The organism is Roseburia sp. AM51-8 (genome assembly GCF_003478275.1).
Lineage (GTDB): Bacteria > Bacillota > Clostridia > Lachnospirales > Lachnospiraceae > Pararoseburia > Pararoseburia lenta.
In genome coordinates this window covers 475,507-500,089 of sequence record NZ_QUEY01000001.1, presented here as the reverse complement: position 1 = coordinate 500,089, position 24,583 = coordinate 475,507, and the positions used below count along the sequence as shown (strand labels likewise).

General features: G+C 45.8%; 23 protein-coding genes and 3 pseudogenes. 3 read left to right on the top strand and 23 right to left on the bottom strand.

Annotation, left to right across the window (positions count from 1 at the left end):
* Positions 1–3: 3 nt before the first annotated feature.
* From rsxE to rsxC, 4 genes are read right to left on the bottom strand one after another with little or no spacing between them, the layout of a single operon-like run.
* On the bottom strand, positions 4–762 hold the full coding sequence (gene rsxE, locus DW996_RS02485; protein ID WP_118281149.1) for an electron transport complex subunit RsxE: 759 nt from the start codon (positions 760–762) through the stop codon (positions 4–6).
* Complete coding sequence (locus DW996_RS02480) at positions 755–1,369, bottom strand: RnfABCDGE type electron transport complex subunit G (RefSeq protein WP_118534764.1); 615 nt, start codon at positions 1,367–1,369, stop codon at positions 755–757. The genes rsxE and DW996_RS02480 overlap by 8 nt, the downstream gene beginning before the upstream one ends.
* A complete protein-coding gene (locus DW996_RS02475; protein WP_118281147.1) occupies positions 1,369–2,310 on the bottom strand; it encodes an RnfABCDGE type electron transport complex subunit D in 942 nt (313 codons plus the stop codon). The genes DW996_RS02480 and DW996_RS02475 overlap by 1 nt, the downstream gene beginning before the upstream one ends.
* A 15-nt stretch (positions 2,311–2,325) precedes the next feature.
* Entirely contained in the window at positions 2,326–3,648 is a 1,323-nt protein-coding gene (gene rsxC, locus DW996_RS02470) for an electron transport complex subunit RsxC (protein WP_118534763.1), read from the bottom strand.
* Positions 3,649–3,836: 188 nt separating this feature from the next.
* On the opposite strand from rsxC, the gene DW996_RS02465 reads away from it, so the two are divergent.
* Together DW996_RS02465 and DW996_RS02460 are read left to right on the top strand one after the other, a co-directional pair.
* Positions 3,837–4,583, top strand: coding sequence for a ribonuclease H-like domain-containing protein (locus DW996_RS02465; protein WP_118534762.1), 747 nt, complete (start codon positions 3,837–3,839; stop codon positions 4,581–4,583).
* Between the two features lie 44 nt (positions 4,584–4,627).
* A complete protein-coding gene (locus tag DW996_RS02460) occupies positions 4,628–4,924 on the top strand; it encodes a hypothetical protein (RefSeq protein ID WP_118534761.1) in 297 nt (98 codons plus the stop codon).
* Between the two features lie 54 nt (positions 4,925–4,978).
* Here DW996_RS02460 and DW996_RS02455 read toward each other — a convergent pair whose 3' ends face one another.
* From DW996_RS02455 to DW996_RS02390, 14 genes and pseudogenes are all read right to left on the bottom strand, one after another.
* Positions 4,979–5,758, bottom strand: coding sequence for a CheR family methyltransferase (locus DW996_RS02455; protein ID WP_118534760.1), 780 nt, complete (start codon positions 5,756–5,758; stop codon positions 4,979–4,981).
* Between the two features lie 27 nt (positions 5,759–5,785).
* On the bottom strand, positions 5,786–6,928 hold the full coding sequence (gene rpsA, locus DW996_RS02450; RefSeq protein WP_118281143.1) for a 30S ribosomal protein S1: 1,143 nt from the start codon (positions 6,926–6,928) through the stop codon (positions 5,786–5,788).
* Positions 6,916–7,764: a 4-hydroxy-3-methylbut-2-enyl diphosphate reductase gene (gene ispH, locus DW996_RS02445; RefSeq protein WP_118534759.1), complete on the bottom strand. Its 849-nt coding sequence runs from the start codon at positions 7,762–7,764 to the stop codon at positions 6,916–6,918. The genes rpsA and ispH overlap by 13 nt, the downstream gene beginning before the upstream one ends.
* Complete coding sequence (gene cmk / locus DW996_RS02440; protein ID WP_118534758.1) at positions 7,761–8,432, bottom strand: (d)CMP kinase; 672 nt, start codon at positions 8,430–8,432, stop codon at positions 7,761–7,763. The genes ispH and cmk overlap by 4 nt, the downstream gene beginning before the upstream one ends.
* A gap of 10 nt (positions 8,433–8,442) precedes the next feature.
* Positions 8,443–9,668: pseudogene (locus DW996_RS02435) on the bottom strand (NAD(P)/FAD-dependent oxidoreductase).
* Positions 9,661–10,587, bottom strand: a complete 927-nt coding sequence (locus DW996_RS02430) for a MurR/RpiR family transcriptional regulator (protein WP_118534757.1) — start codon at positions 10,585–10,587, stop codon at positions 9,661–9,663. Before DW996_RS02430 ends, DW996_RS02435 begins: the two are co-directional and overlap by 8 nt.
* Before the next feature lie 88 nt (positions 10,588–10,675).
* Positions 10,676–12,094, bottom strand: a complete 1,419-nt coding sequence (locus tag DW996_RS02425) for an oxaloacetate decarboxylase subunit alpha (protein ID WP_118281138.1) — start codon at positions 12,092–12,094, stop codon at positions 10,676–10,678.
* 15 nt (positions 12,095–12,109) lie between these two features.
* Positions 12,110–13,257, bottom strand: a pseudogene (locus tag DW996_RS02420) (sodium ion-translocating decarboxylase subunit beta).
* 32 nt (positions 13,258–13,289) lie between these two features.
* Complete coding sequence (locus DW996_RS02415; RefSeq protein ID WP_118281136.1) at positions 13,290–13,646, bottom strand: biotin/lipoyl-containing protein; 357 nt, start codon at positions 13,644–13,646, stop codon at positions 13,290–13,292.
* A gap of 17 nt (positions 13,647–13,663) precedes the next feature.
* The gene (locus tag DW996_RS02410) at positions 13,664–14,377 is read right to left on the bottom strand and encodes an OadG family protein (protein WP_118281135.1); all 714 of its coding nucleotides are present in this window, start codon (positions 14,375–14,377) and stop codon (positions 13,664–13,666) included.
* A 12-nt stretch (positions 14,378–14,389) separates the two neighbouring features.
* Positions 14,390–15,817 (bottom strand): acyl-CoA carboxylase subunit beta, encoded by a 1,428-nt coding sequence (locus DW996_RS02405; RefSeq protein WP_118534756.1) that lies wholly within the window; start codon positions 15,815–15,817, stop codon positions 14,390–14,392.
* 129 nt (positions 15,818–15,946) lie between these two features.
* On the bottom strand, positions 15,947–17,191 hold the full coding sequence (locus tag DW996_RS02400; protein WP_243098639.1) for a D-alanyl-D-alanine carboxypeptidase family protein: 1,245 nt from the start codon (positions 17,189–17,191) through the stop codon (positions 15,947–15,949).
* A 75-nt stretch (positions 17,192–17,266) separates the two neighbouring features.
* Positions 17,267–17,839: an SMC-Scp complex subunit ScpB gene (gene scpB, locus DW996_RS02395; protein ID WP_118281133.1), complete on the bottom strand. Its 573-nt coding sequence runs from the start codon at positions 17,837–17,839 to the stop codon at positions 17,267–17,269.
* A 15-nt stretch (positions 17,840–17,854) separates the two neighbouring features.
* Positions 17,855–18,604 (bottom strand): segregation and condensation protein A, encoded by a 750-nt coding sequence (locus tag DW996_RS02390; protein WP_118534755.1) that lies wholly within the window; start codon positions 18,602–18,604, stop codon positions 17,855–17,857.
* 122 nt (positions 18,605–18,726) lie between these two features.
* On the opposite strand from DW996_RS02390, the gene DW996_RS02385 reads away from it, so the two are divergent.
* A complete protein-coding gene (locus tag DW996_RS02385; protein WP_118534754.1) occupies positions 18,727–19,935 on the top strand; it encodes a D-alanyl-D-alanine carboxypeptidase family protein in 1,209 nt (402 codons plus the stop codon).
* Here DW996_RS02385 and DW996_RS13560 read toward each other — a convergent pair.
* From DW996_RS13560 to DW996_RS02360, 5 genes and pseudogenes are all read right to left on the bottom strand, one after another.
* The gene (locus tag DW996_RS13560) at positions 19,902–20,117 is read right to left on the bottom strand and encodes a S8 family serine peptidase (RefSeq protein WP_118534753.1); all 216 of its coding nucleotides are present in this window, start codon (positions 20,115–20,117) and stop codon (positions 19,902–19,904) included. The genes DW996_RS02385 and DW996_RS13560 overlap by 34 nt on opposite strands.
* Positions 20,093–20,785 (bottom strand): S8 family serine peptidase, encoded by a 693-nt coding sequence (locus DW996_RS02375; RefSeq protein ID WP_118534752.1) that lies wholly within the window; start codon positions 20,783–20,785, stop codon positions 20,093–20,095. Before DW996_RS02375 ends, DW996_RS13560 begins: the two co-directional genes overlap by 25 nt.
* 79 nt (positions 20,786–20,864) lie before the next feature.
* Positions 20,865–22,948, bottom strand: a pseudogene (locus DW996_RS02370) (polyribonucleotide nucleotidyltransferase).
* 181 nt (positions 22,949–23,129) lie between these two features.
* A complete protein-coding gene (gene rpsO / locus DW996_RS02365; protein ID WP_118281128.1) occupies positions 23,130–23,396 on the bottom strand; it encodes a 30S ribosomal protein S15 in 267 nt (88 codons plus the stop codon).
* 130 nt (positions 23,397–23,526) lie between these two features.
* Positions 23,527–24,567, bottom strand: a complete 1,041-nt coding sequence (locus tag DW996_RS02360; protein WP_243098638.1) for a C40 family peptidase — start codon at positions 24,565–24,567, stop codon at positions 23,527–23,529.
* Positions 24,568–24,583: the final 16 nt, after the last annotated feature.

Genomic DNA, 24,583 nt, shown 5'->3' with positions numbered 1-24,583 from the left:
CTCCTATTCCTTATCCTTTGCTTCTGTCTTTGTTTCTGCCTTTGCTACGCTGACATTAGACTTGCCTGAGCAAGATCCCATACCACAAGACTCGCAGTCTCCTGCAAGACATCCGGTAGCCGGTGCGATATGTTTGCCCTTCTTCTCTGCATTTGCACGAATCACATTCATCAGTGCGATCAAGAATGCCAGTACGAAGAATGCTCCAGGAGCAAGAACAAAAATAGTGATCGGTGTATAACCTGCTTTTCCTGTTGCAGCATCTGCAAGCGGAAGGATCTGGAAACCAAAGATCTGACCTGCTCCCAGGATCTCACGTACGATACCGATAGAGGTAAGACCTACGGTAAATCCAAGTCCCATACCAAGTCCATCAAAGATAGACGGAATGACAGGATTCTTAGAAGCATATGACTCTGCTCTTCCTAAGATGATACAGTTTACTACGATAAGCGGAATATAGATACCAAGTGCTGAGTAAAGACTTGGAATAAATCCCTGTACCAGGAACTGTACGATCGTTACGAAAGATGCAACGATAACGATAAATGCCGGCACACGTACACGGTCCGGAATAATATGTCTCAACAAGGAAATCATTAAGTTGGACATAACAAGTACAACGGTTGTGGAAAGTCCCATACCAAGTCCGTTGATCGCAGATGTGGTAACAGCAAGTGTCGGACACATACCAAGCATCAGGACGAAGGTAGGATTTTCTTTGATAATACCGTTCTGTAAACGTTCTACGATCTTATTCATTTGACGCACCTCCTACAAGGCTGTTGTAATAAGTAAGACCAGCATCGACACCATAGGTAACTGCCTTAGATGTGATCGTTGCACCACTGATGGCTTCGATCTCTGTATCGGCTGTCTTGCCAGACTTGGTAACTTCCAAGATCTGCGCAGGGATCCCGGCGAACTGGCTCATAAAGCCATCTTCTTTTGCCTTCATACCAAGACCTGCTGTCTCACTAATATCTGTAATGGAATAACCATTTAAAGTACCATCGTTTGTCACACCCATAGAGAATGTGATGTCTCCGCCGTATCCGGCATGAGATGTGATCGTGATGACATAACCGATCGCCTGCCCTGCATCATCTTTTGCAACCACGCAATTTGTAATATCATCGTCTGTATAACCTGCATCAGCAGCGATCTTTGTTGCTGCGTCAGCATCAAATCCTTCCAAATCTTCAAAGGAAGCAGCATCTGCAAATACAGCCTTGTAAGACTCCTGGGTTGCAGACTCCTGTGCCTTTGCGATCGGATCCTTTGTGATCTCATATACACCACCAAGGCAGACACCGGCAATAAGAGTAATTGCAGTAAGGACTAATGCGTCTTTTACTAATTTATTCATTATTTGTTGCCTCCCTTCTCCTTGACAACGCCAAAGGCTCTTGGAATTGTGATGCGCTCGATCAAAGGAACCAAAAGGTTACTGAAGATGATCGCATAGGAAACACCTTCTGCGGATGCACCATAGATACGGAAGATACCGGTCAAAATACCAAGAACGATACCGTAAAGGATCTTGCCGTTTGGTGTGATCGGTGAAGTCACGTAGTCGGTTGCCATAAAGAAGGCACCAAGCATAAGTCCACCACCACATAACTGTGCAACCAGATAGTTCATATCAAATCCATGTCCACCAAAGATCAATACAAAGATGGCAAAAGTAATGATATAAGATCCCGGAATACGAAGATCGATAACCCCGAATAAGATCAGGATGATCGCACCGATCAAAAGTGCGATAACAGATGTCTCACCGATGGTTCCGGCTGTCGTACCAAGAAGCATTGACATGGTATCTACGCTCTCACCAGCCTTTAAAGCAGCAAGTGGTGTTGCACCTGTCACGCCGTCATAAGTAAAACTTGTCATAGATCCGGTAAAGGAGATCAAAAGGAAACATCTTGCTCCCAGTGCCGGGTTCATGAAGTTCTGTCCCAGTCCTCCAAATAACATCTTGACGATAACAATAGCAAATACACCGCCAAGGACTGCCTGCCACCATGGTAATGTTGGTGGTAAGTTGAGTGCTAACAGAAGTCCTGTAACAACTGCACTCAGATCATTGATTGTGCTCTTTTTATGTACGATCTTCTCGTAGATCCATTCAGAAGCCACACAGGATGCGATAGTCACAAGGATCAATACCAGTGCATGCAATCCAAAATTGCAGATACCGAAGATAGATGCCGGAAGCAAAGAGATCACTACCAATGCCATGATCTTCTGGGTATCCATTTTATCTCTAACGTGTGGCGAAGATGTAACGTTTAATAAATCACTCACAAGATTCACCCCTTCCTAATTTTTCTTTCTCTTTTCAGCAAGAACAAACTTTTTCATTGTCTTGACTGACTGTGCCAAAGGTCTGCGTGCCGGGCATACATAACTGCAACTGCAACATTCTACACACTCAAGACCATACCATTCTTCAAATTTATCCATCTGCTTGTGCTCAGAGTAATCAGCAAGTCTGGATGGAACCAATGCCTCAGGACAAGCCTCCACACAACGTCCACAGTTGATGCAGGCGGTTGTCTCATACTTAGAAGCCTCATCCTCTGTCATACAAAGCAGGGCTGACGTTGTCTTTGTTGTAGGAACATCTACGCCAAATAAAGCAAATCCCATCATAGGACCACCGGCGATCATCTTTTTCGCTGGTGCTACCAGTCCGCCTGCTGCCTCTAACAACTGGCTGTAACTTGTACCAATGCTGATATAGAAGTTTCTCGGCTCACATACCGCATCACCGGTAACTGTGAAAATACGGTTGGTCAGCGGACGACCAAAACGTACTGCATTATAAATAGCGACCATGGTCTCTACGTTATCAACGATACAGCCTGCGTCTGCCGGCAACATCTTGGAGTTGATGCTTCTGCCTGTGGTAGCAAAGATCAACTGACGCTCACCACCCTGTGGATACTTTGTCTGCAACGGACAAACTTCCATACGGGACTCTCCTGCAACCAGTGCCTGTAACTTTTCGATACAATCCGGCTTGTTGTCCTCGACACCAAAGATACCCTTGGCATGTGGGAACAACTGCAAGATAATCTTCATACCTTCGACCAACTTTTCCGGTTCCTCGATCATTCTACGATAATCGGATGTCAAATATGGTTCACACTCTGCGCAGTTTGCAATAATATACTCGATTTTGTCCGGCTCCTTCGGAGACAACTTGACATGGGTTGGGAAACCTGCACCACCCATACCGACAACGCCGGCTTCCTTGATCTTTCCAATGATCTCTTCATTAGAAAGTTTGGTCACATCTTCTGTCTCTTCGTAGGTAACCTCATTGAACTCACCGTCACTCTCGATAATAATGGAATTGACCATATCACCAACAGTTACACGTCTAGGCTCGATCGCCTTGACCGTTCCTGAAACAGATGAGTAGATTGGAGATGACACAAAGCCACCTGCCTCTGCGATCTTCTGTCCTTTTAATACAGCATCGCCAACAGCAACGATAGGTGTTGCTGGAGCACCAATATGCTGAGATAAAGGAAAGACTAATTCTCCTTCCGGCAGCAATTCTTTAATCGGCTTGGACTTGGATAAGTCTTTGCCATCCTTAGGATGAACGCCGCCCTTAAATGTCTTTAGGCCCATGAACTGTACCCCTCTTTCTTTCGATACTTATGTGATTACACACTTTGAATACATTATATCACTTTTGTAAACAAATCAAGACATACAGACGCATCTTTTTGTATCTTTTTGAGTACCTTTTCCATATGTGTTATACTATGGAATATACAGGCTTTGTCTGTTAAATTTTTAACCAAAAGGAGGCTCTCATGCTTACATTTACGGACACCTATACTTATACGCCCCGCTATCAAGAACTGGACTTTTGGCAGGAAGATCAACTCCTGTTTGACATCGAGACCACCGGTCTTTCTGCAAAATATAACACCATATATCTGATCGGCTGTGCCTATCACAAGGGCAGTGAGATTACCTTACTGCAATACCTTGCTGAGACACCCGCCGAGGAATCTGAGGTCTTAGAAGCCTTTTTGGAACTGTGTAAAGATTTTCAAGGTCTTCTTTCCTTTAACGGCATCCGTTTTGATGAAAGATTTATCCTTGACCGCTGTCAGAAACTGCAAATTCCTACCGACGCTCTGCCCGATCAGCATTTTGACATCTATAAGGCATGCCGCGGCATGAAATCCATCTTAAATCTGCCATCCTACCGGCAAAAAGCCATCGAATCCTTCCTTGGTATCCACCGGGAGGACAAATACTCCGGCGGCGAGTTGATCGCTGTCTACCAGTCCTACTGCAATGAGCCGGATGACGAGGCTCTGACACTTTTGAAACTACATAACTACGAAGATGTGGCTGGCATGGTCGAGATCCTGCCCATCCTATCCTATGCCCACTTAAAGGACATGCAGATAAGGATTACAGATCTCTCCCTGTCCTCCTATACCGATTATCAGGGCATACAACATCAGGAACTCACTTTTACCGCTTCCACTTCTTTTCGTCTGCCCGCACCCCTACGTCTGCACACGGATGATATTACATCATCTTAGAAGACGATAGCATCAAAGGCGCGATTTCACTTTATCACGAGAAAATGTATCATTTCCTGCCGGATGTAAAGTCCTATGTCTACCTGCCGGAAGAAGACATGGTCATCCCCAAAGAACTGGCATCCCATATTGCCAAAGAAAAAAAGCAGAAAGCCACCCCGGCGACATGTTACATTGCCAAAGTCGACACCTATCTCATGGTGCCGGATGCTTTAGAATGCAGTGATGACATCTATTTCTTTGCCAGAGCATACAAGGATAAGAAATCTTTCATCCCTTACCAGAAATCCTATGTGGATGAGACTTTCATCGCCCGCTACATTTCCTGTCTCCTAAATTGAGTATTCTTAATACAAAAAGATCCTAACCTCCCAAAGGAAGTTAGGATCTTTATTTTATTCCTGACTTTTTTCGTAGTAGAAAGAATATCTACGCTTATAGCCCATGCCCTTGTAATCTGTCACCTGCTCTGTACTGCCGATAAAGAGGATACCGCCATCTTTGAGAGATTTTGCGAATTTCTCGTAAACCTCATTCTTGGCTTCTTCTGTAAAGTAGATCAATACATTGCGGCACACGATCATGTGGCAGTCTCTCGGATACGGATCAGATAATAAGTTGTGTTCTCTGAAATCCACGCACTTCTTGATCTGTTCCGAGATCTGGTATGAATTTCCTACCTTGGTAAAATATTTACGTTTGAACTCATCCGGCACATTGGCAATACTCTTTTCGGAATACAGACCCACCTTGGCTGTCGCGATCACCTGCTTGTCAATATCCGTTGCTGTGATCTTGATCTTGCTCAGATCTAAATGCTTGGATAAAGCCATGACCAGCGAATACGGCTCATCGCCTGTAGAACAGGCTGCTGACCAGATATGTAAATTGGTCCCGAACTTCTTAATGAGTTCCGGTACAAATTCCCGTACCAGTAAATCCCATTGTTCCGGATTACGATAAAACTCTGACACATTGATTGTCAGGAAGTTGACAAACTCCTCAAAGACGACCGGATCTGACTTCAATAACTTGACATAAGCATCATAAGATGCGCATTTGCGCTTTCGCACCAGAGAATCGATACGTCTGCGCATCTGCTTTTCTTTATAGGAACTGAGGTCGATCTTTGTCAGCGAATATACCGCTTTCTTGAAAGATTCATAATCATCCATACTTATATGTCCCCCAGTAGAAAAGAATTATTCTTCTGTCTCTTCCATTTCATTTGCTACTGCATCGATGTCAACGTCAGCGAACTCCGCATCATCAGCAGCCTTGTCTTCTTCCGGTGTTGCAAGAAGTGCTTTCATGCTCAGGCTGATCTTCTTGTCTTCCTCACGGAACTCTACGATCTTTGCTTCTACTTCCTGTCCTACAGAAAGAACATCTGAAGGCTTGTCGATGTGTTCCTTTGCGATCTGTGATACATGAAGAAGTGCATCTACACCAGGAGCAAGTTCAACGAATGCACCGAAGTCTGTCATTCTTGCAACCTTACCAGTTACAATTGTTCCTACTGCAAAACGCTCAGAAGCGTCCTTCCATGGGTTCTCATCATCAAACTTCATAGAAAGTGCGATCTTCTTGTCGTTGATATCCTTGATGAATACCTTGACCTGATCTCCTACATGGAATACCTTCTTAGGGTTCTCAACTCTGCCCCAAGACATCTCAGAGATATGTAAAAGTCCGTCTGCTCCACCGAGATCGATGAATGCGCCGAAATCTGTCACGTTCTTGACAGTACCTTCTACAACATCACCAACATGGATTCTTGCGAATAATTCTTCTGCAAGTTTTTCCTTTTCAGCAACCAATAACTGTTTTCTATCACCGATAATACGTCTTCTTCTAGGATTAAACTCTGTAATAACGAATGAGATTTCCTGACCATTGTACTTGTTCAGATCCTTCTCGTAGGTGTCTGATACAAGGCTGGCTGGGATAAAGATCTTTGCTTCGTCGATAACAACGCTAAGACCACCGTTTAATACCTGTGCCACCTTAGCGGTAAGTACTTCATGATTCTCAAATGCTTCTTCCAGACGCTTGTTGCCCTTTTCAGCAGCAAGTCTCTTGTAAGAAAGTGCAACCTGTCCTTCGCCATCGTTTACCTTGATGACCATAGCGTCGATCTTGTCACCAACAGATACAAGCTGTGTCAGGTCAACGTTTGATTCGTTTGTGTATTCGCTACGATGGATGATTCCGTCTGATTTGTATCCAATGTCTACAGCGATCTCATCAGGCTTAACATTGATAACGGTACCTTCAACTACCTCTCCATTTCTTATTGTTTTAAATGATTCTTCTAACATTTGTTCAAAACTCATTTCTGACATATCTTTTGAACCTCCTCAATAATTTTGTTTGGGGTAGAAGCCCCTGCGGTAATACCTACGTTGCTAATGGATTGAAGTACCGACAAATCGAGATCTTCTTTTGTCTGTATATAGTAAGTATCTTGGCATTCTTTTTTGCATATTTCAAATAACTTCTGTGTGTTGGAACTGTGCTTGCCGCCGATCACGATCATTGCATCTACATCTCTTGCGATCATAGCCGCCTCGCTCTGGCGCTCCTCAGTAGCATTACAGATAGTATTCAAAACAAGTATATCATACCCTTTTTTTCGGATAATTTCAACTAATTCTTGAAATTTATTGTAGTTAAATGTCGTTTGTGAGACAATACAGATTTTTTCTCCAGCCAAAGCCAGATCCTCAAGATCCTGCGGCGTAGAAATAACGGCATAAGAATCGTTTGGCATCCAGCCGACGATCCCCTGTACTTCCGGGTGGCTCTCGCTTCCGACGATCAGGACGAAATAGCCTTCTTCGGCATATTTTGCCACATATCTGTGGATCTTTTGCACAAAGGGACAGGTGGCATCTACAATGGTAAAGCCTGCATTTTCCAAGTCTTCCTTGACCTTGCGTCCCACGCCGTGAGACCGGATGATGACTGTCCCCGGTTCCAGCCCATGCAGATTTTCATCCTCCGCAATGACCCGAACACCTTTTTCGGCAAGTTCCTTTACCACTTCTTCATTGTGGATGATAGGACCATAGGTATAGATAGGTCTTTCTTTTGCATCCTCGATCTGCTCATAGACCATATCCACAGCCCTTTTTACACCAAAGCAAAAACCTGCACTCTTTGCCAATGTCACCTTCATGCCATACGCTCCTTTGCAAGGTCTATGATCTTTGCTACCACTTCCTCGATCGTCATATCCGATGAATCTACCAGAATGGCATCCTCTGCCTGTGCAAGTGGGGAAATCTCGCGATGCATATCCCGGTAATCGCGGTCTTCGATATCCTTCATGATCTCGGTCAGATCACAGGTCTGTCCCTTTTCCTGCAATTCCTGATAACGTCTCTTTGCCCTTGTCTCAACACTTGCGGTCAGATATATCTTAAGCGGTGCATCCGGCAGGACACAGGTGCCGATATCCCTGCCATCCATGATGACATCCTCACGCGCCGCCAAATCCTGTTGCAAAGACAAAAGTTTTTGACGCACACAAGGATAAACGCTTGTTACGGATGCCATATTGCCGACTTCTTCCTTACGAATCTCTGTAGATACATCTTCTCCGCACAAAAGGACCATCTGGTTGCCATCCACATAGCGCAGTGCCACGTCGATCCGGTCGCAGACTGCAGCAACCGCACTTTCTTCTTTTTCATTGACACCGTGGCGCAAAATGTAGAGTGCCATAGCACGGTACATTGCCCCGGTATCGACATAGATAAATCCCAATTCTTTTGCCACTCTCTTTGCGATCGTGCTTTTTCCGGCACCTGCCGGTCCGTCAATTGCAATATTCATACTCATAATCTTTCCACCTTTATTTTATACTGATCCCAGCCAAATATCCCGTTGACCAGGCAATTTGTAAATTGTAACCTCCGGTCAGTGCATCAAGATCCAGCAGTTCTCCGACCAGATATAGATCCTTGATCCGCTTGGATTCCATGGTCCCCGGATCGATATCCTTGACCGAAACACCGCCCTGGGTAATGATGGCTTCCTTAAAGCCCCGCGTACCGGTGATGGTAAAAGGAAATGCCTTAAAAAGTCCGACCAGACGCCTGCGCTCCTCTTTTGTGATCGCATTGACCGGTTTGTCCATGGATATCTGACTCAATTCTATCATAACCGGTATCATTTTTGCAGGTAGTAATTGCTGGAAAACTGCCTTGATATGCTGGTTTGGACGTTCCGAAAATTCACGCAGCAAGCGTTCATTCAAAACTTCCTCGGAAAGCGCCGGTTTCAGATCGATATAAGCCTGATATTCTCTCGGGAAATGCCGGCTCAATACAGAACTCGCAGATAAGACCAGAGGTCCGCTCACACCAAAATGCGTAAAAAGCATCTCACCAAAAGCATCATAAATAACTCTTTTTTCATCCTTGATCTTTAGGGAGACATTTTTTAAGGAAAGTCCCTGCATCCGCAGGATGTATTCTTCTTTCGTCGTCAGCGGCACCAGTGCCGGTCTCGGTGTGACGATTTTGTGCCCACTATTTTTTGCCATAGTATGACCATCGCCGGTCGATCCTGTCGTCGGATAAGACAGTCCGCCGGTCGCGAGGATCAAGCTGTCTGCCATGATCTTATCCCCATCTGTCAAAAGAACACCAGTCGCCTTATCATCCTCTATAAGAAGTTCACGCACCTGGGTATGCAAACGGATGCGCACGTTCTGTTCCTTCATGGCACGCTCCAGCGCACGGATGACATCAGATGCATGATCCGATACCGGAAAGGCACGGTTGCCCCTTTCTATTTTATAGGGCATGCCTGATTTTCAAAGAAATCCATGACCGCATCATTGGAAAAGGTATAAAAGGCACTGTACAAAAACTTGGGATTGGAAACCACTGCCTGCATGATCTCTTCTAATGGCGAGGCATTGGTAAAATTGCATCTGCCCTTTCCCGTAATGTAGATCTTTTTGCCTAATTTTTCATTCTGCTCTAAGAGGGTCACCTCATGACCGCACATACCTGCCGCATAAGCCGCCATCATTCCGGCAGCACCGCCACCGATCACAAGAACCTTACTCATCCCCATCTCCTATCTTTGCATAGCGCATCTTCAGCGAGTCGTCCACCTGGTCGATCTCGTCATTTTCATAGACCTGATACTCGTCCCAGATATCCTCTAAGGCTTCTAAGGTCTCTGCGACCGAATCCTGTTTTTTCATGCAAAGGGCAACGATCAGGGCATTGATCACGCTCAGCGGTGCCACCAGGGAATCCACAATAGATGCCATATCACTGCTGGCGATCAGATTACAGGAGGAATAGAGGTTCATCGGGGAATGTACGCTGTCTGTCAAGGTAATGACCTTGGCACTGCGGTTGTTGGCAAATTCCATCGCCTTTAAGGTACGCATGGAATAGCGCGGAAAACTGATGCCAATGATGACATCAGACTCATTCATATGTATCATCTGTTCAAAGATCTCACTGGAATTGTTGGTCTGCAAAAGGATGACATTATCAAACATCAGATTGAGGTAAAAAGCCAGAAAAGATGCCAGCGGTGCGCAACTGCGAATACCGATCACATAGATCTTTCTTGCATTTAAAATGGTATCAACCGCCTGTTCAAAGACATCCTCATCCATAGACTCCATGGTCTCCCGGATCTTGTCCGCATCAGAGGACAAAACAGAACTGAGTACAGCATTTTTTTCGATCCTGCCATAGGTAACTTCCATACGCTGCACGGAATTTAATTTATTGCGGACAGTCTCCTCCAATGCCTTTTGAAACTCCGGATAACCCTTGTAGCCTAAGAACATGGCAAATCGCACCACGGTAGATTCACTGACGCCGACGGTCTCACCCAATTTTGCTGCCGTAAGAAATGCCGCTTTATCATAATTGTCCGTGATGTAATTTGTCAGAAGTTTCTGTCCCTTGCTCATGGACTTGTAGAGTTCGTTTATCTTTGTATTCAGATCACTTTTATTTGACATAATAACGATTCCTTCTAAACATAAAAAATCCACTGGCATGTCGCAACACACACCAATGGATTTTATTATACTACTTTTCTTTTAAAAATTAAACTGGATAAGCACCATTTTTTGTATCAGCAACAGCCGGATCAACACCTGTCTGCTGTGCTTCACGATACTTGAAGAACTCGGTAGCAACCTTTGGGAAGAGTGCATAGGAAAGAACATCCTCATCCTGCTGCTTCCACTGCTTCATTTCTTCCTCAAACTTAGCCAGTCCCGGCTCTAAAAGATCAGCCGGACGACAAGTGATCGCCTGATCCTTCTCATCGCCAAGAACCTTTTCTACCACTTCCGGATTGAACGGACGAACGGTCTGTCCATACTTTCCGAGAAGCATATCCTTGGTCTCTTTGGTAGCAACCTTGTATCTCTCGCCCATGAGGACATTGAATACAGCCTGTGTACCAACGATCTGGGAAGAAGGTGTTACCAGTGGCGGCTCACCAAGGTCTTTACGAACACGTGGTACTTCTGCAAGTACTTCTTCGTATTTGTCTTCCTTGCCCTGCTCCTTCAACTGGGAGATCAGGTTAGAAAGCATACCACCAGGTACCTGATAACGTAAGGTGTTGATGTTTACGCCAAGTACCTTTGGATTCATAAGACCGGATGCCAATGCTTCCTCTCTCATCGGACGGAAGTAATCAGCGATCTCAGCCAGTTGGTTCTGATCTAATCCGGTATCAAACTCTGTACCCTTGAAGGTCTCAACCATAACTTCTGTTGCCGGCTGACTGGTTCCCAGTGCAAATGGAGAGATTGCGGTATCAATGATATCGCAGCCTGCCTCTACAGCCTTTAAGTAAGTCATAGAAGCAACACCGGAAGTATAGTGTGTATGCAGGTCGATCGGAAGTGAAGTTGCTTCCTTTAAGGTACGGACAAGTTCGTCAGCCTTCTGTGGAACTAAAAGTCCTGCCATATCTTTGATACACAAAGAATCAGCGCCCATATCCTCAACACGCTTTGCCATTTCTTTCCAGTAATCCAGTGTGTAAGCATCACCTAAGGTATAAGAAAGGGCAACCTGTGCATGTCCTTTTTCCTTCTTGCAGGCATCTACTGCTGTCTGTAAGTTGCGGACATCATTCAGACAGTCAAAGATACGAATGATATCAATACCATTAGCGATAGACTTCTGAACGAAATATTCTACAACATCATCCGGATAATGGCTGTATCCTAAGATGTTCTGTCCTCTGAAAAGCATCTGTAACTTCGTATTCTTGAAGCCATCACGAAGTTTTCTCAAACGCTCCCATGGATCCTCTTTCAAGAAACGCAGGGAAGCGTCGAAGGTAGCACCACCCCAGCACTCTACTGCGTGATATCCAACCTTATCCATTTTATCAATGATTGGTAACATCTGCTCTGTCGTCATTCTGGTAGCGATCAGAGACTGATGTGCATCTCTTAATATTGTTTCTGTAATCTTTACAGGTTTTTTAACTACTTCTGCCATGTCATCCTCCTTATATTATACACCGAAAATAGCCATGAATACACCAGCGGCAACTGCTGTACCGATAACTCCGGCAACGTTTGGTCCCATTGCATGCATCAACAGGAAGTTGGTAGGATCTTCTTCTGCACCGACCTTCTGTGATACACGTGCTGCCATAGGTACTGCCGATACACCTGCGGAACCGATGAGCGGATTGATCTTGCCCTTTGTAAGGAAGCAAAGCAACTTACCAAAGAGTACACCTGCAGCGGTACCAACCGCAAAGGCAACCAGACCCAAAACAACGATCTTGATCGTTGTGATGTTCAGGAAGGCTTCTGCACTTGTAGAAGCACCTACAGAGGTTCCCAGCAAGATAACAACGATATACATAAGAGCATTGGATGCAGTCTCGGTCAACTGACGAACCACGCCTGACTCGCGGAAAAGGTTACCTAACATCAGCATACCAACCAGTGGTGCTGTGGTAGGAAGCAGTAAACATACGATAATGGTTACTACGATCGGGAATAAGATCTTTTCCAACTTGGAAACCGGACGCAGGTTCTCCATATGGATCGCACGTTCCTTTTTCGTTGTAAATAACTTCATGATCGGTGGCTGGATAATCGGCACAAGTGCCATGTAAGAATATGCCGCCACCGCGATCGGTCCCATCAGACTACTCTGTCCTAACTTACCGGCAAGGAAGATAGATGTCGGACCATCGGCACCACCAATGATGGAAACCGCTGCTGCTGCCTGATCACTGAATCCGAGCAGGATAGCCAGAAGATATGCGGTAAAGATACCGAACTGAGCTGCCGCGCCGAGCAGGAAACTGATCGGATTGGCGATCAAAGGACCGAAGTCGGTCATCGCACCAACACCAAGGAAAATAAGGATGGCAGGATGGACCACTCGTCCAATGTATAAAAGTAATAAAGCAAACCGCCTACACCGTTAGACGTTTCCTCCGGGCTTGCAATAATATCCGGGTAGATATTAACAAGAAGCATACCGAAAGCGATCGGAACCAGAAGTAATGGCTCAAATCCCTTGCGGATAGCCAGATACAAGAACACGCATGCAACTGCGATCATGATAAAGTTCTTGTAGTCCAAATTTGCAAACGCCGTCTGGGATAGAAGGTTACTTAACGTTTCTGTAACGTAACTCATGAATTGTTCCTCCTAATAATACCTGTTGCCTGTTACTCGTTCATTGTTGCAAGCAGATCGCCTGATTCTACAGCCTGTCCTTCTGCTACATCAATTGTTGCAACCACACCATCCTTAGGTGCAACAACAGGAGTCTCCATCTTCATAACTTCAAGAACTAATACGGTATCGCCAGCCTTAACCTTTGTACCAGGAGTTGCCTCCAACTTGAATACCTTTCCGGCTGCGCCTGCTTCGATCTTGATGCTTCCGGCGCCTGTAGCAGCCTTAGGTGCTGCTGCCTTTGGTGCAGGTGCGCTTGCAGCGACCGGTGCTGCTCCTGTGCTTCCCTTTTCTTCTACAGTAACATCATAAACATTTCCATTTACAGTAATTGTATAATTCTTCATTTATAATTCCTCCTAAATTAATATCTTCTCTTGATGGAACGTACTACAAAGTCATCTGTAGAACTTCCTGTGCTTGCAGCGATTGCTGCAGCAATAACTGCGATCAATTCTGTATCATCCGTCTCCTCTGCGGCAACTGGTGCAGCCGGGGCAACCTTGACTGCCGGAGCACTTTCTTCCTTGGAGAACTTCGCCTGAATGACCGGGATCACCTTAAACGCACTGATGACCAGTGAGATCAGGATCAGGATCACAAATACGATGGAGATTGACATGACCGTATTAAGTCCTGCCTTTGCCATCGTCTCTCCCAGAGAATAAACGATCTCAACATTGATCGCTGTCGTCTCCAGACTGTTGGCGTTGATAACATAAGTAAGTTTGATGTCTCGCTTGGTATAAGAGATCGTCTCTACCGCAGAAATTGTCTTTCCTGCCTTCGTCACGCTAAAGTCCTTATATCCAACGAAATCTCCGATCTGTGGCTGTACGTCAATCCACTGTTCCATCAGATCGGCATAGATCTTACCATCATCCTGTGATGCATAGTAAGAATAGTACTGTTCGCTCTCGTTTGCATCGAGTCCTTCCAAAACTCCTGCTGTCTGCTCACATGCGCTTTGTAACTGAGTCTCAGATAAACCGTTCAGATCTACCTGACTCTTACCGCAGGAGCATAACGCGAGCATACATACTAAAGTACTGACCATTAATATGATTTTCTTTTTCATATGCTCACCTTTCTATTTTGTTCCGTGTTTCTTGTATGGGCCATCTACCCTCTTTGTAAAGAGCATCTCAAATCCGGCGATCAGATACTTTCTGGCATCTGCCGGCTCTACAATGCGATCTACATAACCACGTCTTGCCGCATTTGCCACACCGCAATTCGTGTTTGCATATTCCTCAGCCTTTGTAGCGATCACATCTGCGGAAGCATCTGCGTACATGATCTTGGCTGCAAGTTCAGCATCCATCGGTGCAACATCTGCATCAGCAAAAGCAAATACAAGATCTGCGCCGAGTGATTTTGCGTTCATGGTCACATAAGCACTGCCAAGTGCCTGTCCACAGAGGAAAGAGATCTTTGGTACTGTGGCATTTGCGAATGCATATACCATCTTGCCAAGTGCCTTTGCCAGATGCTTTTCAGCACATACGGAAGCCTCGTAACCTGTTGTATTGGTAAGTGAAAGTACCGGGATATCAAAAGCATCACAGAAAGAAACGAAATCTGCTGCCTTTTCGCATCCGTCAGACGTAAGTTTGGTTCCAAGATCTACGACTTCATCACCTGCCATAGTCTCCTCACGGTTGCCTACCACGCCAACGGTAATACCGTTTAACTTGATAAAACCGGTAAGCATTTCTTTTGCAAATCCAGCCTTGGTCTCAACAAAGAGATGATTGTCTGAGATCTCCTCTGCAAAAAGTGCAAGATTTTTAACCTTGCCATCTAAGCCTTCTGCGGCACGGTTGAGATCATCCATACATTCCTCAACACAGCCTTCTTCGACATTGCATCCCGGAAGGATGGTAACGAAACGACGGATCTCTTCCATGACCTCTGCCTCATCACCGACAAAATCAACATTGCCAGCCTCTGCATACTGGAAGTCTGCGCTTGCTGTGTCAAGTTTGTCTGCACGATTGCCGGAAATAGCATCTGCGGAATTGACAAATAACTTGGCATCCTTTGTCATAAGTGCGAAATCGCTGACAGAAGTAAGTACGCTGAGTCCACCGCCACAAGAGCCGAAAACACCCATGATCTGTGGGATCACGCCAGATGCGGCAACTGCCTTTGCATAAATGGCTCCGATGCTCTCAAGTGCGTCTACAGATTCCTGTAATCTGACACCTGTGGAATCCAAAAGTCCAATGACCGGTGCTCCCATCTTCATAGCCATATCATACACAGACATGATCTTCTTTGCATGCATCTCACCAATGCTTCCGTTTAATACAGAAGCATCCTGACTGAATACGAATACCAGATTGCCATCGATCAGACCATGTCCGATCACTACACCATCAGAAGGTGTCTGCTGCTGGTTCAGATCAAAATCTGTGTTTCTTGATGTTACCAGCGCGCCTAATTCGACAAAACTGTGCTCATCAAGTAATTCATTCATCCTCTGAATAGCAGGATTGTTTGTTACATTACTCATGCTACTTTTCCTCCATATATATAAATTCAAAATTTCTCTACCGTAATAATAACGTTTTGTCCTTCCTTTTTCAACCACTTTTGTTAATTATTTCACTATATTTTTACAAAGTTATTTTGCTATCTTTTGTTAGAAAAACATAGCCCATTTTTTCAGGATCGCCTGGAAGAACCATGGCATATTTTTTACTGCAAGACTATCCTCCAAAAGGATGTCACAGGTATCTATGACCACATCATCCACCAGAAGTTCTGCGTTTCCGATCGCTCGAAGTCCCTTGCCTGTCGCTTCGATACTGCGCGGATAATGTAAGCGGATCGCCATGGTCTCCCAGTCTGCCAGAAGGACTTCCTTTCGCATATCCGTCAGTTGTGGCATGGCAGACTTTTGGGTTTTGAGATCATAGTCCGGGTTCTGGGCTCTTTGGAGCCTTACGCTTTGTAAGCCCTCTGCCGGATCCATGACCTTGCGCATCTGATAATAGGTCGTGGCATATTGGTAGATCTTATTGCAGTCCTGCCATTTGTAGGTCTTATTGTTTGGCCAGCCACTCGCCAGCAAGGCAATGACAAATTTCCGCCCGCCGGAAGAAAGTGAAGTCACATAGCAGTATCCGGCATCCGCGGTAAATCCTGTCTTTCCCGACAGGCAGTCAGGGTTCTGGCTCAAATAGGCGTTGTGGTTGGTACAGGAAAAGTTCCGTGTCCCCGGGATCATACTGCCGTCTGCCTGCTCCGTCAGCGACGTAAAAGAATAAGCATTTGTCTGCGTGATCTCTAAAAAGCGCTCCGCCCGGGGTGACTGCCAGCTACAGTAACGCATGATAAGCGCCAGATCATGTGCCGTCGTACCATGGGTATCTTCTCCAACCGAAGCATCCAGACCGTTTGGTGTCAAAAAACAGGTATTGCTGCAGCCCAGTTCTTTTGCCTTTTCATTCATCAGGGCAGAAAAGCCCTCCACACTCCCGCCAATGTGTTCTGCGATCGCCACGGCAGAATCATTATGGGATTCCAACATAAGAGAATACAAAAGGTCTTTGAGGTAATACTGCTCGCCTTCCTCGATATTTAACTGCACATTGGGCATGGATGCCGCATAGGCAGATACCGTGACGATATCATCTTCCTTTCCGTTTTCCAGTGCCAGAATACAGGTCATGATCTTGGTCGTGCTGGCATTGGCACGCTTGCACTCACCCTCTTTTTCATAAAGCACCCTGCCGCTGTCTCCATCTAAAAGTACCGCAGACAAGGCATGGATAGAATTTGCATCGATCGTTTGCTTTTCTGCTGCGCAGATGGTTTGCGGCTGCCATAACAGGATGACAAAAAGGACAATAAAAAAAGACCGCATCTTTTTTATAAAAGGCAAGACAAAATCCTCCCAAACAGACTTTATAAAAAACTATGAGATCTTCTTTCTTTTATGACATTTTCGGTAGAAAAACTATTCTCCGCCTACATCCAGTTTGATTTCCTGCTCAGCCTCCTGCTTAAAGGTCTCCATCTGGTCGGTCGTCGGCGTCGGCAGTTCATCAATGGAAGATACGCCAAAGGAACGTAGGAATTCTTCCGTGGTTCCAAAAAGCATCGGTCTTCCTGGTGCATCCAGACGTCCAAGTTCGGTCACCAGGGAATATTCCACCAGTTTGCTGACGGCATGATCGCTGGATACGCCTCGGATCTTTTCGATCTCCGATTTGGTGATCGGCTGCTTGTAGGCAATGATGGATAAGGTTTCCAAAAGGACATCCGTCAACACCTGCTTGCGTGGCTGCTTTGCCATGCGGATCAGGTATTCATAGAGTTCCGGCTTCGTGCACATCTGATAAGAACCGTCCAGTTCCGTCAGTTGCACCCCGCGTCCTTCTTCTGCCCATGTTTCTTTCATATGTTCCAATGCCTTTACGACATCTTTTGTCTCTACTTCCAGTGCCTTTGCGATACGTGACGGTTCCACCGCCTCGCCAAAGGTAAAAAGAATCCCTTCTATGATGGACTCCATCTGTTTTTGATCCATAACGTCACTCCTATTCTATGCCGCGATCTTCGACTCGATCAGAATATCATCAAAGGTATGCTCCTGCGAGATCAGAATCTTTCCCGATTTCATCAATTCCAATATCGCCAAGAAAGTCACGATCACTTCCATCTTACTGCTCTGTTTTTCCAATAACTGACGAAAACTAAAGTTTTTATGCTGGCCGGCGTACTCTGACAAATAGCCCATCTTGTCCTCCAGTGATACTTCTTCCTTGCGGATCTCTCCGAATTTGGAACGGATGGGATCGATCTTGTCCTTCTGTCGTTTCAATACGGATTTAAAAATATCGTTCAACTGGTTCAAGGTCAGGTCTGATACCAGTTCCTTGGTATCAATGGGCGGTGTGTATGCCAGGACCTCCTCCGGAACGGTCGGCTCTTTGTAAAAAATATGGGAGGCATCCACCTGGCGATCCTTTAATTCAAACGCCATGCATTTATATAATTTGTATTCCAGCAACTGTTGCACCAATTCTGCCCGCGGATCTTCCTCATCCTCTTCCTCGGAAGGATCTGCCGGAAGCAGCATCTTGGACTTGATATCCAGAAGTGTCGCAGCCATGACCATAAATTCACTGACGACATTCAGATCATGTTTTTGCATCTGTCGGATATATTCCATATATTGATTTGTAATCTCCACGATGGGAATATCATAAATGCTGACTTTATTCTTATCTAGCAGGTGTAAAAGAAGATCCAGAGGTCCTTCAAACACCTGTAACTTGAATTCTAATTCCATATGCCTACCTCTTTGCAAAATCTTTTCTATTATACTGGGTTTTCCCATGAATTTCAAGTTTTTGGCATAGGAGACATTTCTTTTTATATACTAGGTAATAATGTAATTTCCTGAGGTATTTTATGAAATCCTATAAATCCCTCTTATGTCTGCTTCTATCGCTTCTTTTGCTCCTGCCTCTTTTTTGTATGCCCGCACTTGCAGAAGAAGCAGACGAGACGCAGGATACTGCCCTGACCTTGTCCTGTCCTTCCGCGGTTTTGATGGAAGCCTCGACCGGCTGTATCCTATACGAAAAGGATGCGGTCGCAAGACTTCCCATGGCAAGTGTGACCAAGGTCATGACCCTGCTTTTGATCTTTGAATCCATCGAAAACGGACAGATCTCTCCGGAAACCCAGGTCAGCGTTTCGGAACACGCTGCCTCCATGGGCGGATCACAGGTCTTTTTGGAAGCCGGTGAGATACAGACCGTAGAGACACTGATCAAATGTATCAGCATCGCCTCTGCCAACGATGCAGCCGTTGCCATGGCAGAGACTGTCGCCGGCTCGGAAGAAGCCTTTGTTGCCCTTATGAACGAAAAAGCCGCCGCGCTTTCCATGGAAAACACGCATTTTGTAAACTGCTGCGGTCTGGATGACACTGACCATTACTCCTGTGCCAAGGATCTTGCCCTTTTAAGCCGCCAGTTGATCCTGCGTTTTCCAGCCATCTACGACTATTGCCAGATCTGGCAGGAAGATATTACCCATACGACCAAGAAAGGACAGACTCCTTTTACACTGACCAACACCAATAAACTGCTCAAATCCTATCCTTATGCCACAGGTCTTAAGACCGGTTCGACCAGTCTTGCCAAATTCTGTCTGTCCGCCACAGCCAGCAAAGATAACATCGATCTGATCGCTGTGATCATGGCGGCACCGACCTCCAAAGACCGTATTCGGGATGCCCAGTCACTGTTTGCCTATGGCTTTGCCAACACTGCCATCTATCAGGACAAAACGACCGAAAAAATCCTGCAGATTCCGGTCAAAAAAGGAGTCGCCGATACCCTGCATGCAGTTGCCAAGCAGGATTTTTCCTATCTGGATCAAAAGAAGGCAGATCTCAGCCAGATCACCAGTAAACAAAACCTGCCTGAAAACCTCACGGCTCCCATCAAAAAAGGTGATACCGTCGGCTCCATCGACTATTACCTGGGTGACAAGCAGATCGGATCCATCCCGGTCGTAGCCAAGGAGTCCATTGCAGCCGCCGGTTATGGAGATATTTTACAGGAAATGTTCTGCTATTACTGCTTTGTATCCAAGAGTGTCGGCAGGTAAATGGTGCCCCAGTTGCCACCACCGTCCATATGCCCCCGCTTCGCCCGTTCATAGAGGCGGAGTTTGACATCGACCGGGCTAAGATATGGTTCCTGTTGTAAGAGCAAGGCAATGGCTCCCGTTACAACAGGAACTGACATGGAAGTGCCGGTCTTTTTTACATACCAGCCTGCTTGCTGCAACTGGTGATATTACTTCCCGGTGCATAGATTTCCGGTTTTTTGACGCAATCCGCTGTCGGTCCGCGCCCGCTGTAATCGCTTGGAGAAAAAGTACCCTGCCGGTAATCTGCACTGCCTACCGTTATGACCTTGGGCTGGGTGCCCGGTATGGTGACACTCCCCTTGCCCGGTCCATTGTTGCCTGCCGCGCATACCGTGACAATCCCTTTGTCCCAGGCGGCTTCCACTGCGCCTAACAGGTCTCTCTGCCAGTCTTTGGCAACACTTTTTATCAGACCGACCGAAATATTTAAAATGCGAATGTGGAATTTTTCCTGCATCTGCATACACCAATAAATTGCCGCGATAAAGTCCTCAATACGTCCGTCGCCCTGGTGATTTAGGACCTTTCCTATGATCAGATTGCTATGTGCCGCAATTCCGCGATACCTGCCCTTGGAACGCAGTCCGCTGCCGGAACTGATGCCCGCAATATGGGTGCCATGTCCGTAATCGTCATATAAACCCTGACGTTCCTCTACAAAATCCCGGAACAAAACAATACGTTTTCCAAAATCAGGGTGTGCCTCCACACCGCTATCCAAAATACAAACACCAACCGGCTGGTCTCTATCCCCCAGCCGATCCATGTTTTCTTCAAATCCTATCCAATGCCTTACATGATTCATCTGTATTTTTTCGCTTTTTTTCAGTATATGAAAAAAACTCCCATCGGTTCAAACCGATGAGAGTTCCTGTGTTTATAGATTATTTTACATCCTTGATAGAGAAGGAAATTCTTCCCATCTTGTCCTTGCCAAGACATACAACCTTAACAACATCGCCAAGGGTAAGTACATCTTCTACATGCTCGATTCTCTCTTTGGAGATCTTAGAAATGTGAACCATGCCTTCCTTGCCAGGTGCGAACTCGATGAATGCACCGAATTCTTTGATACTTACGACCTTACCGGTAAAGATCTGTCCCTGTTCAAAGTCGGTTGTGATGATCTTGATCATCTCTACGGCTTCGTCCATCTTTTCCTTGTCCGTACCGCAAACAGATACGTTACCTTCATCTGTGATGTCGATCTTAACGCCGGTACGCTCAATGATCTCATTGATGGTCTTCCCACGCTGACCTACAACATCGCCGATCTTTGCCGGATCGATCTGGATCTGGATGATCTTTGGTGCATACTTGCCAACGCTCTCTCTAGGTGCAGAGATTGCCTTTGACATACACTCATCCATGATGAAGAATCTTGCTTCTCTGGTTCTGCGGATCGCTTCTTCTACGATCGGTCTGGTCAGACCATGGATCTTGATATCCATCTGGATGGCTGTAATACCGTCTTTGGTTCCTGTAACCTTAAAGTCCATATCACCAAAGAAATCTTCCAAGCCCTGGATATCGGTAAGTACGATATAATCATCATCTGTCTCTCCTGTAACAAGACCACAGGAAATACCTGCAACCATCTTCTTGATCGGTACACCGGCTGCCATAAGTGCCATACAAGATGCACAGGTAGATGCCATAGATGTAGAACCATTGGACTCAAATGTCTCAGAGACCGCACGGATCGCATATGGGAACTCCTCTGTAGAAGGAAGTACCGGGATCAAGGCTCTTTCAGCCAATGCTCCATGCCCGATCTCACGACGTCCCGGTCCACGGGATGGCTTTGTCTCGCCGACAGAGTATGACGGGAAGTTGTAATGATGCATGTAACGCTTTACGGTAATGTTCTCATCCAAACCGTCAACCTTCTGAACTTCAGAAAGCGGCGCTAAAGTAACAACGTCACAGATCTGTGTTTGTCCACGTGTGAACATAGCAGATCCATGTACTCTAGGGATCAGATCTACTTCTGCGGAAAGTGGACGGATCTGGTCGATACGTCTGCCATCCGGACGCTTGTGATCCTTCAAGATCATCTTGCGGACAGTCTTCTTCTGATACTGATATACAGCCTCACCTAAGACTTCCAGCCAATCTTCTTTATCTGCAAATGCTTCTTCAAATTTCTCGGTAACCTGACGGATATTCTCCTCACGTACCTGCTTCTGGTCTGTAAATACAGCCTCTTCCATTTCTTCCGGTGTCACGATCTTGCGCATTTCTGCGAACATCTCTTCCGGAATGGCACAAGAGGTGTAAGAATGTTTTGGCTTACCAACTTCAGCAACCATCTGGTTGATAAATGCGATGATGGTCTGGTTGACATCATGTGCCTTGTAGATAGCCTCGATCATCTTGTCTTCCGGGATCTCATTGGCACCGGCTTCGATCATGATGACCTTCTGTGCTGTAGATGCAACGGTCAGTTTCAGATCTCCGTTGTCCCACTGTGCCTGTGATGGTTGATGATGAACTCGCCATCGACCATACCTACCTGTGTCATAGCACAAGGTCCGTCAAATGGGATATCGGAAATACAGGTTGAAATTGCTGCACCAAGCATGGCAACAAGTTCCGGACGAGCCTCCGGGTCAACACTCATGACCATGTTGTTCAAAGTAACGTCATTGCGGTAATCCTTTGGGAAAAGCGGACGCATCGGACGGTCGATCACACGTGCGGTAAGCACAGAATTCTCAGATGCCTTGCCCTCTCTCTTATTAAATCCACCAGGGATCTTTCCTACGGAATATAATTTTTCTTCAAATTCCACACTCAGTGGGAAGAAATCAATACCTTCTCTTGGCTTCTCTGATGCTGTAGCCGTTGAAAGTACGGTTGTCTCACCATACTGGATGAATGCTGCACCATTTGCCTGTGCTGCCACACGACCAACATCAACACGCAGGGTTCTTCCTGCAAGTTCCATTGTAAATGTCTTTGTCATTTCTTATCTCCTTATATTATATTTGTTAAGACAGAAACCCGAAACTACTGATAAATCCCAAGCCAGCCTGACACTTATCAGTGGTCTCGGATCATCCTCCTGTCTGATAACCGGTAACTTATGGGCAATCCCATACGAAAAATTGGGCGGAATAGAAAACTACCCCGCCCATGCAAGCAAATTATTTTCTTAAACCTAAACGCTCGATCAAAGAACGATATCTCTCGATATCAACGTCCTTAAGATATGCTAAGAGATTACGTCTCTTACCGATCATCTTTAACATACCACGTCTAGAATGGTGATCCTTTGGGTTTTCCTTTAAATGCTCGGTCAACTCCTGGATTCTTGCTGTAAGAACTGCTACCTGAACTTCCGGTGAACCTGTATCACCAGGTGTTCTAGCGTATTCTTCCATAATTGCTGTTTTCTTTTCCTTTGAAATCATGTTTCTACCTCCTAAAATTTCATACGCCTGTACTCAGCATAAGGTCGGAGTTTCCAAATACCGAATACGGGTAAAATCATACCAAAAGAGTATAACACAGGTTGTATATCCTGTAAAGATATTTATTGTATCAATCTAACAATCTTGTGCAGCAGATCGGTGATCTGTTGAAGGCACTGGAAATAATGATACCGGTACGTTCGGTGCTGGCATGCACGATCTGTCCGCCGCCGATATAAATAGCCACATGGCTGATACTCTTGCCACTGCCGTAAAATATCAGATCTCCCGGCATCAATTCGGAAGTGCTGACTCTGGTACCGTAATTTGCCTGTGCACGGGAAGAATGTGGCAGACTGTAACCGTATTTTGCAAAAATGGAAAGGACAAAACCGGAACAATCCGCACCATTGGTCAGGCTGGTGCCGCCCCAGACATAAGGATTGCCTACAAACTGGGTCGCATAGTTGACAAGATCCACACGGACATCCGATACACCCTGTCCGTATCTTGCCTCTGACATAGTCATGGCATCTGCAAGAGTCGTTGCACATGTCACATAGTCACCGCTGACATAGCCATATTCGCCATCGATATTGACCTGCACCCATCCATCGGTCTCCGATACGATCTCTAACTCCTCGCCCTCCGGCATGGTCGCTAAGATCTCAGATGTGGTATTTGGCTCTAAGCGTACACGCAAAGAGTCAGTATTGACTGTGGCAGTATAACGTGCCACCTCGTTTGCCTTGGTGATCGCTGCATCACCGGTCAGAAGATATTCGGATAAGACATAGCCTTCTACCTCACCGGAAGAAATATGTGTCCAGTCTCCCTCTGTGCCTAAGATCTCACATCCGGCGTTTTCCGGTAACTTGCCTACCATAGAAGCATCGGTTGAGGCTGCTTCTCTGATATTGATATTGCCCTCTACATTGGCTAGTCCTAAATTAACATAGCCAAAGGTATCTAACTGTGCCGTACCGGTGGTCGCCACATCCGCATCCGATACCTGCGGCATGGCTGCCGCTTCCTCTACATTGACTGCAGCAGATGCCACGATACCTGCAGTCAATCCCTGCGACTGCATCTGTTTGTTGCTATAGCAAAAAGAAAATATAAGGCATCCTGCACATGCCACCGAAATTGCACTAATCAATCGATTCTTCACAATGTCCTCCCAAATC

Excerpts from the sequence above, each read along its gene's own strand:
- ispH (WP_118534759.1), bottom strand. The coding sequence starts at position 7,764 with ATGAAGGTGACATTGGCAAAGAGTGCAGGTTTTTGCTTTGGTGTAAAA.
- rsxC (WP_118534763.1), bottom strand. The coding sequence starts at position 3,648 with ATGGGCCTAAAGACATTTAAGGGCGGCGTTCATCCTAAGGATGGCAAA.
- rpsO (WP_118281128.1), bottom strand. The coding sequence starts at position 23,396 with ATGATTTCAAAGGAAAAGAAAACAGCAATTATGGAAGAATACGCTAGA.
- DW996_RS02415 (WP_118281136.1), bottom strand. The coding sequence starts at position 13,646 with ATGAAGAATTATACAATTACTGTAAATGGAAATGTTTATGATGTTACT.
- scpB (WP_118281133.1), bottom strand. The coding sequence starts at position 17,839 with ATGGATCAAAAACAGATGGAGTCCATCATAGAAGGGATTCTTTTTACC.
- DW996_RS02405 (WP_118534756.1), bottom strand. The coding sequence starts at position 15,817 with ATGAGTAATGTAACAAACAATCCTGCTATTCAGAGGATGAATGAATTA.
- DW996_RS02480 (WP_118534764.1), bottom strand. The coding sequence starts at position 1,369 with ATGAATAAATTAGTAAAAGACGCATTAGTCCTTACTGCAATTACTCTT.
- DW996_RS02455 (WP_118534760.1), bottom strand. The coding sequence starts at position 5,758 with ATGGATGATTATGAATCTTTCAAGAAAGCGGTATATTCGCTGACAAAG.
- DW996_RS02390 (WP_118534755.1), bottom strand. The coding sequence starts at position 18,604 with ATGGAATTAGAATTCAAGTTACAGGTGTTTGAAGGACCTCTGGATCTT.
- DW996_RS02425 (WP_118281138.1), bottom strand. The coding sequence starts at position 12,094 with ATGGCAGAAGTAGTTAAAAAACCTGTAAAGATTACAGAAACAATATTA.
- DW996_RS02375 (WP_118534752.1), bottom strand. The coding sequence starts at position 20,785 with ATGAATCATGTAAGGCATTGGATAGGATTTGAAGAAAACATGGATCGG.
- DW996_RS02410 (WP_118281135.1), bottom strand. The coding sequence starts at position 14,377 with ATGAAAAAGAAAATCATATTAATGGTCAGTACTTTAGTATGTATGCTC.
- DW996_RS02465 (WP_118534762.1), top strand. The coding sequence starts at position 3,837 with ATGCTTACATTTACGGACACCTATACTTATACGCCCCGCTATCAAGAA.
- rsxE (WP_118281149.1), bottom strand. The coding sequence starts at position 762 with ATGAATAAGATCGTAGAACGTTTACAGAACGGTATTATCAAAGAAAAT.
- DW996_RS02460 (WP_118534761.1), top strand. The coding sequence starts at position 4,628 with ATGTATCATTTCCTGCCGGATGTAAAGTCCTATGTCTACCTGCCGGAA.
- DW996_RS02385 (WP_118534754.1), top strand. The coding sequence starts at position 18,727 with ATGAAATCCTATAAATCCCTCTTATGTCTGCTTCTATCGCTTCTTTTG.
- rpsA (WP_118281143.1), bottom strand. The coding sequence starts at position 6,928 with ATGTCAGAAATGAGTTTTGAACAAATGTTAGAAGAATCATTTAAAACA.
- DW996_RS02430 (WP_118534757.1), bottom strand. The coding sequence starts at position 10,587 with ATGTCAAATAAAAGTGATCTGAATACAAAGATAAACGAACTCTACAAG.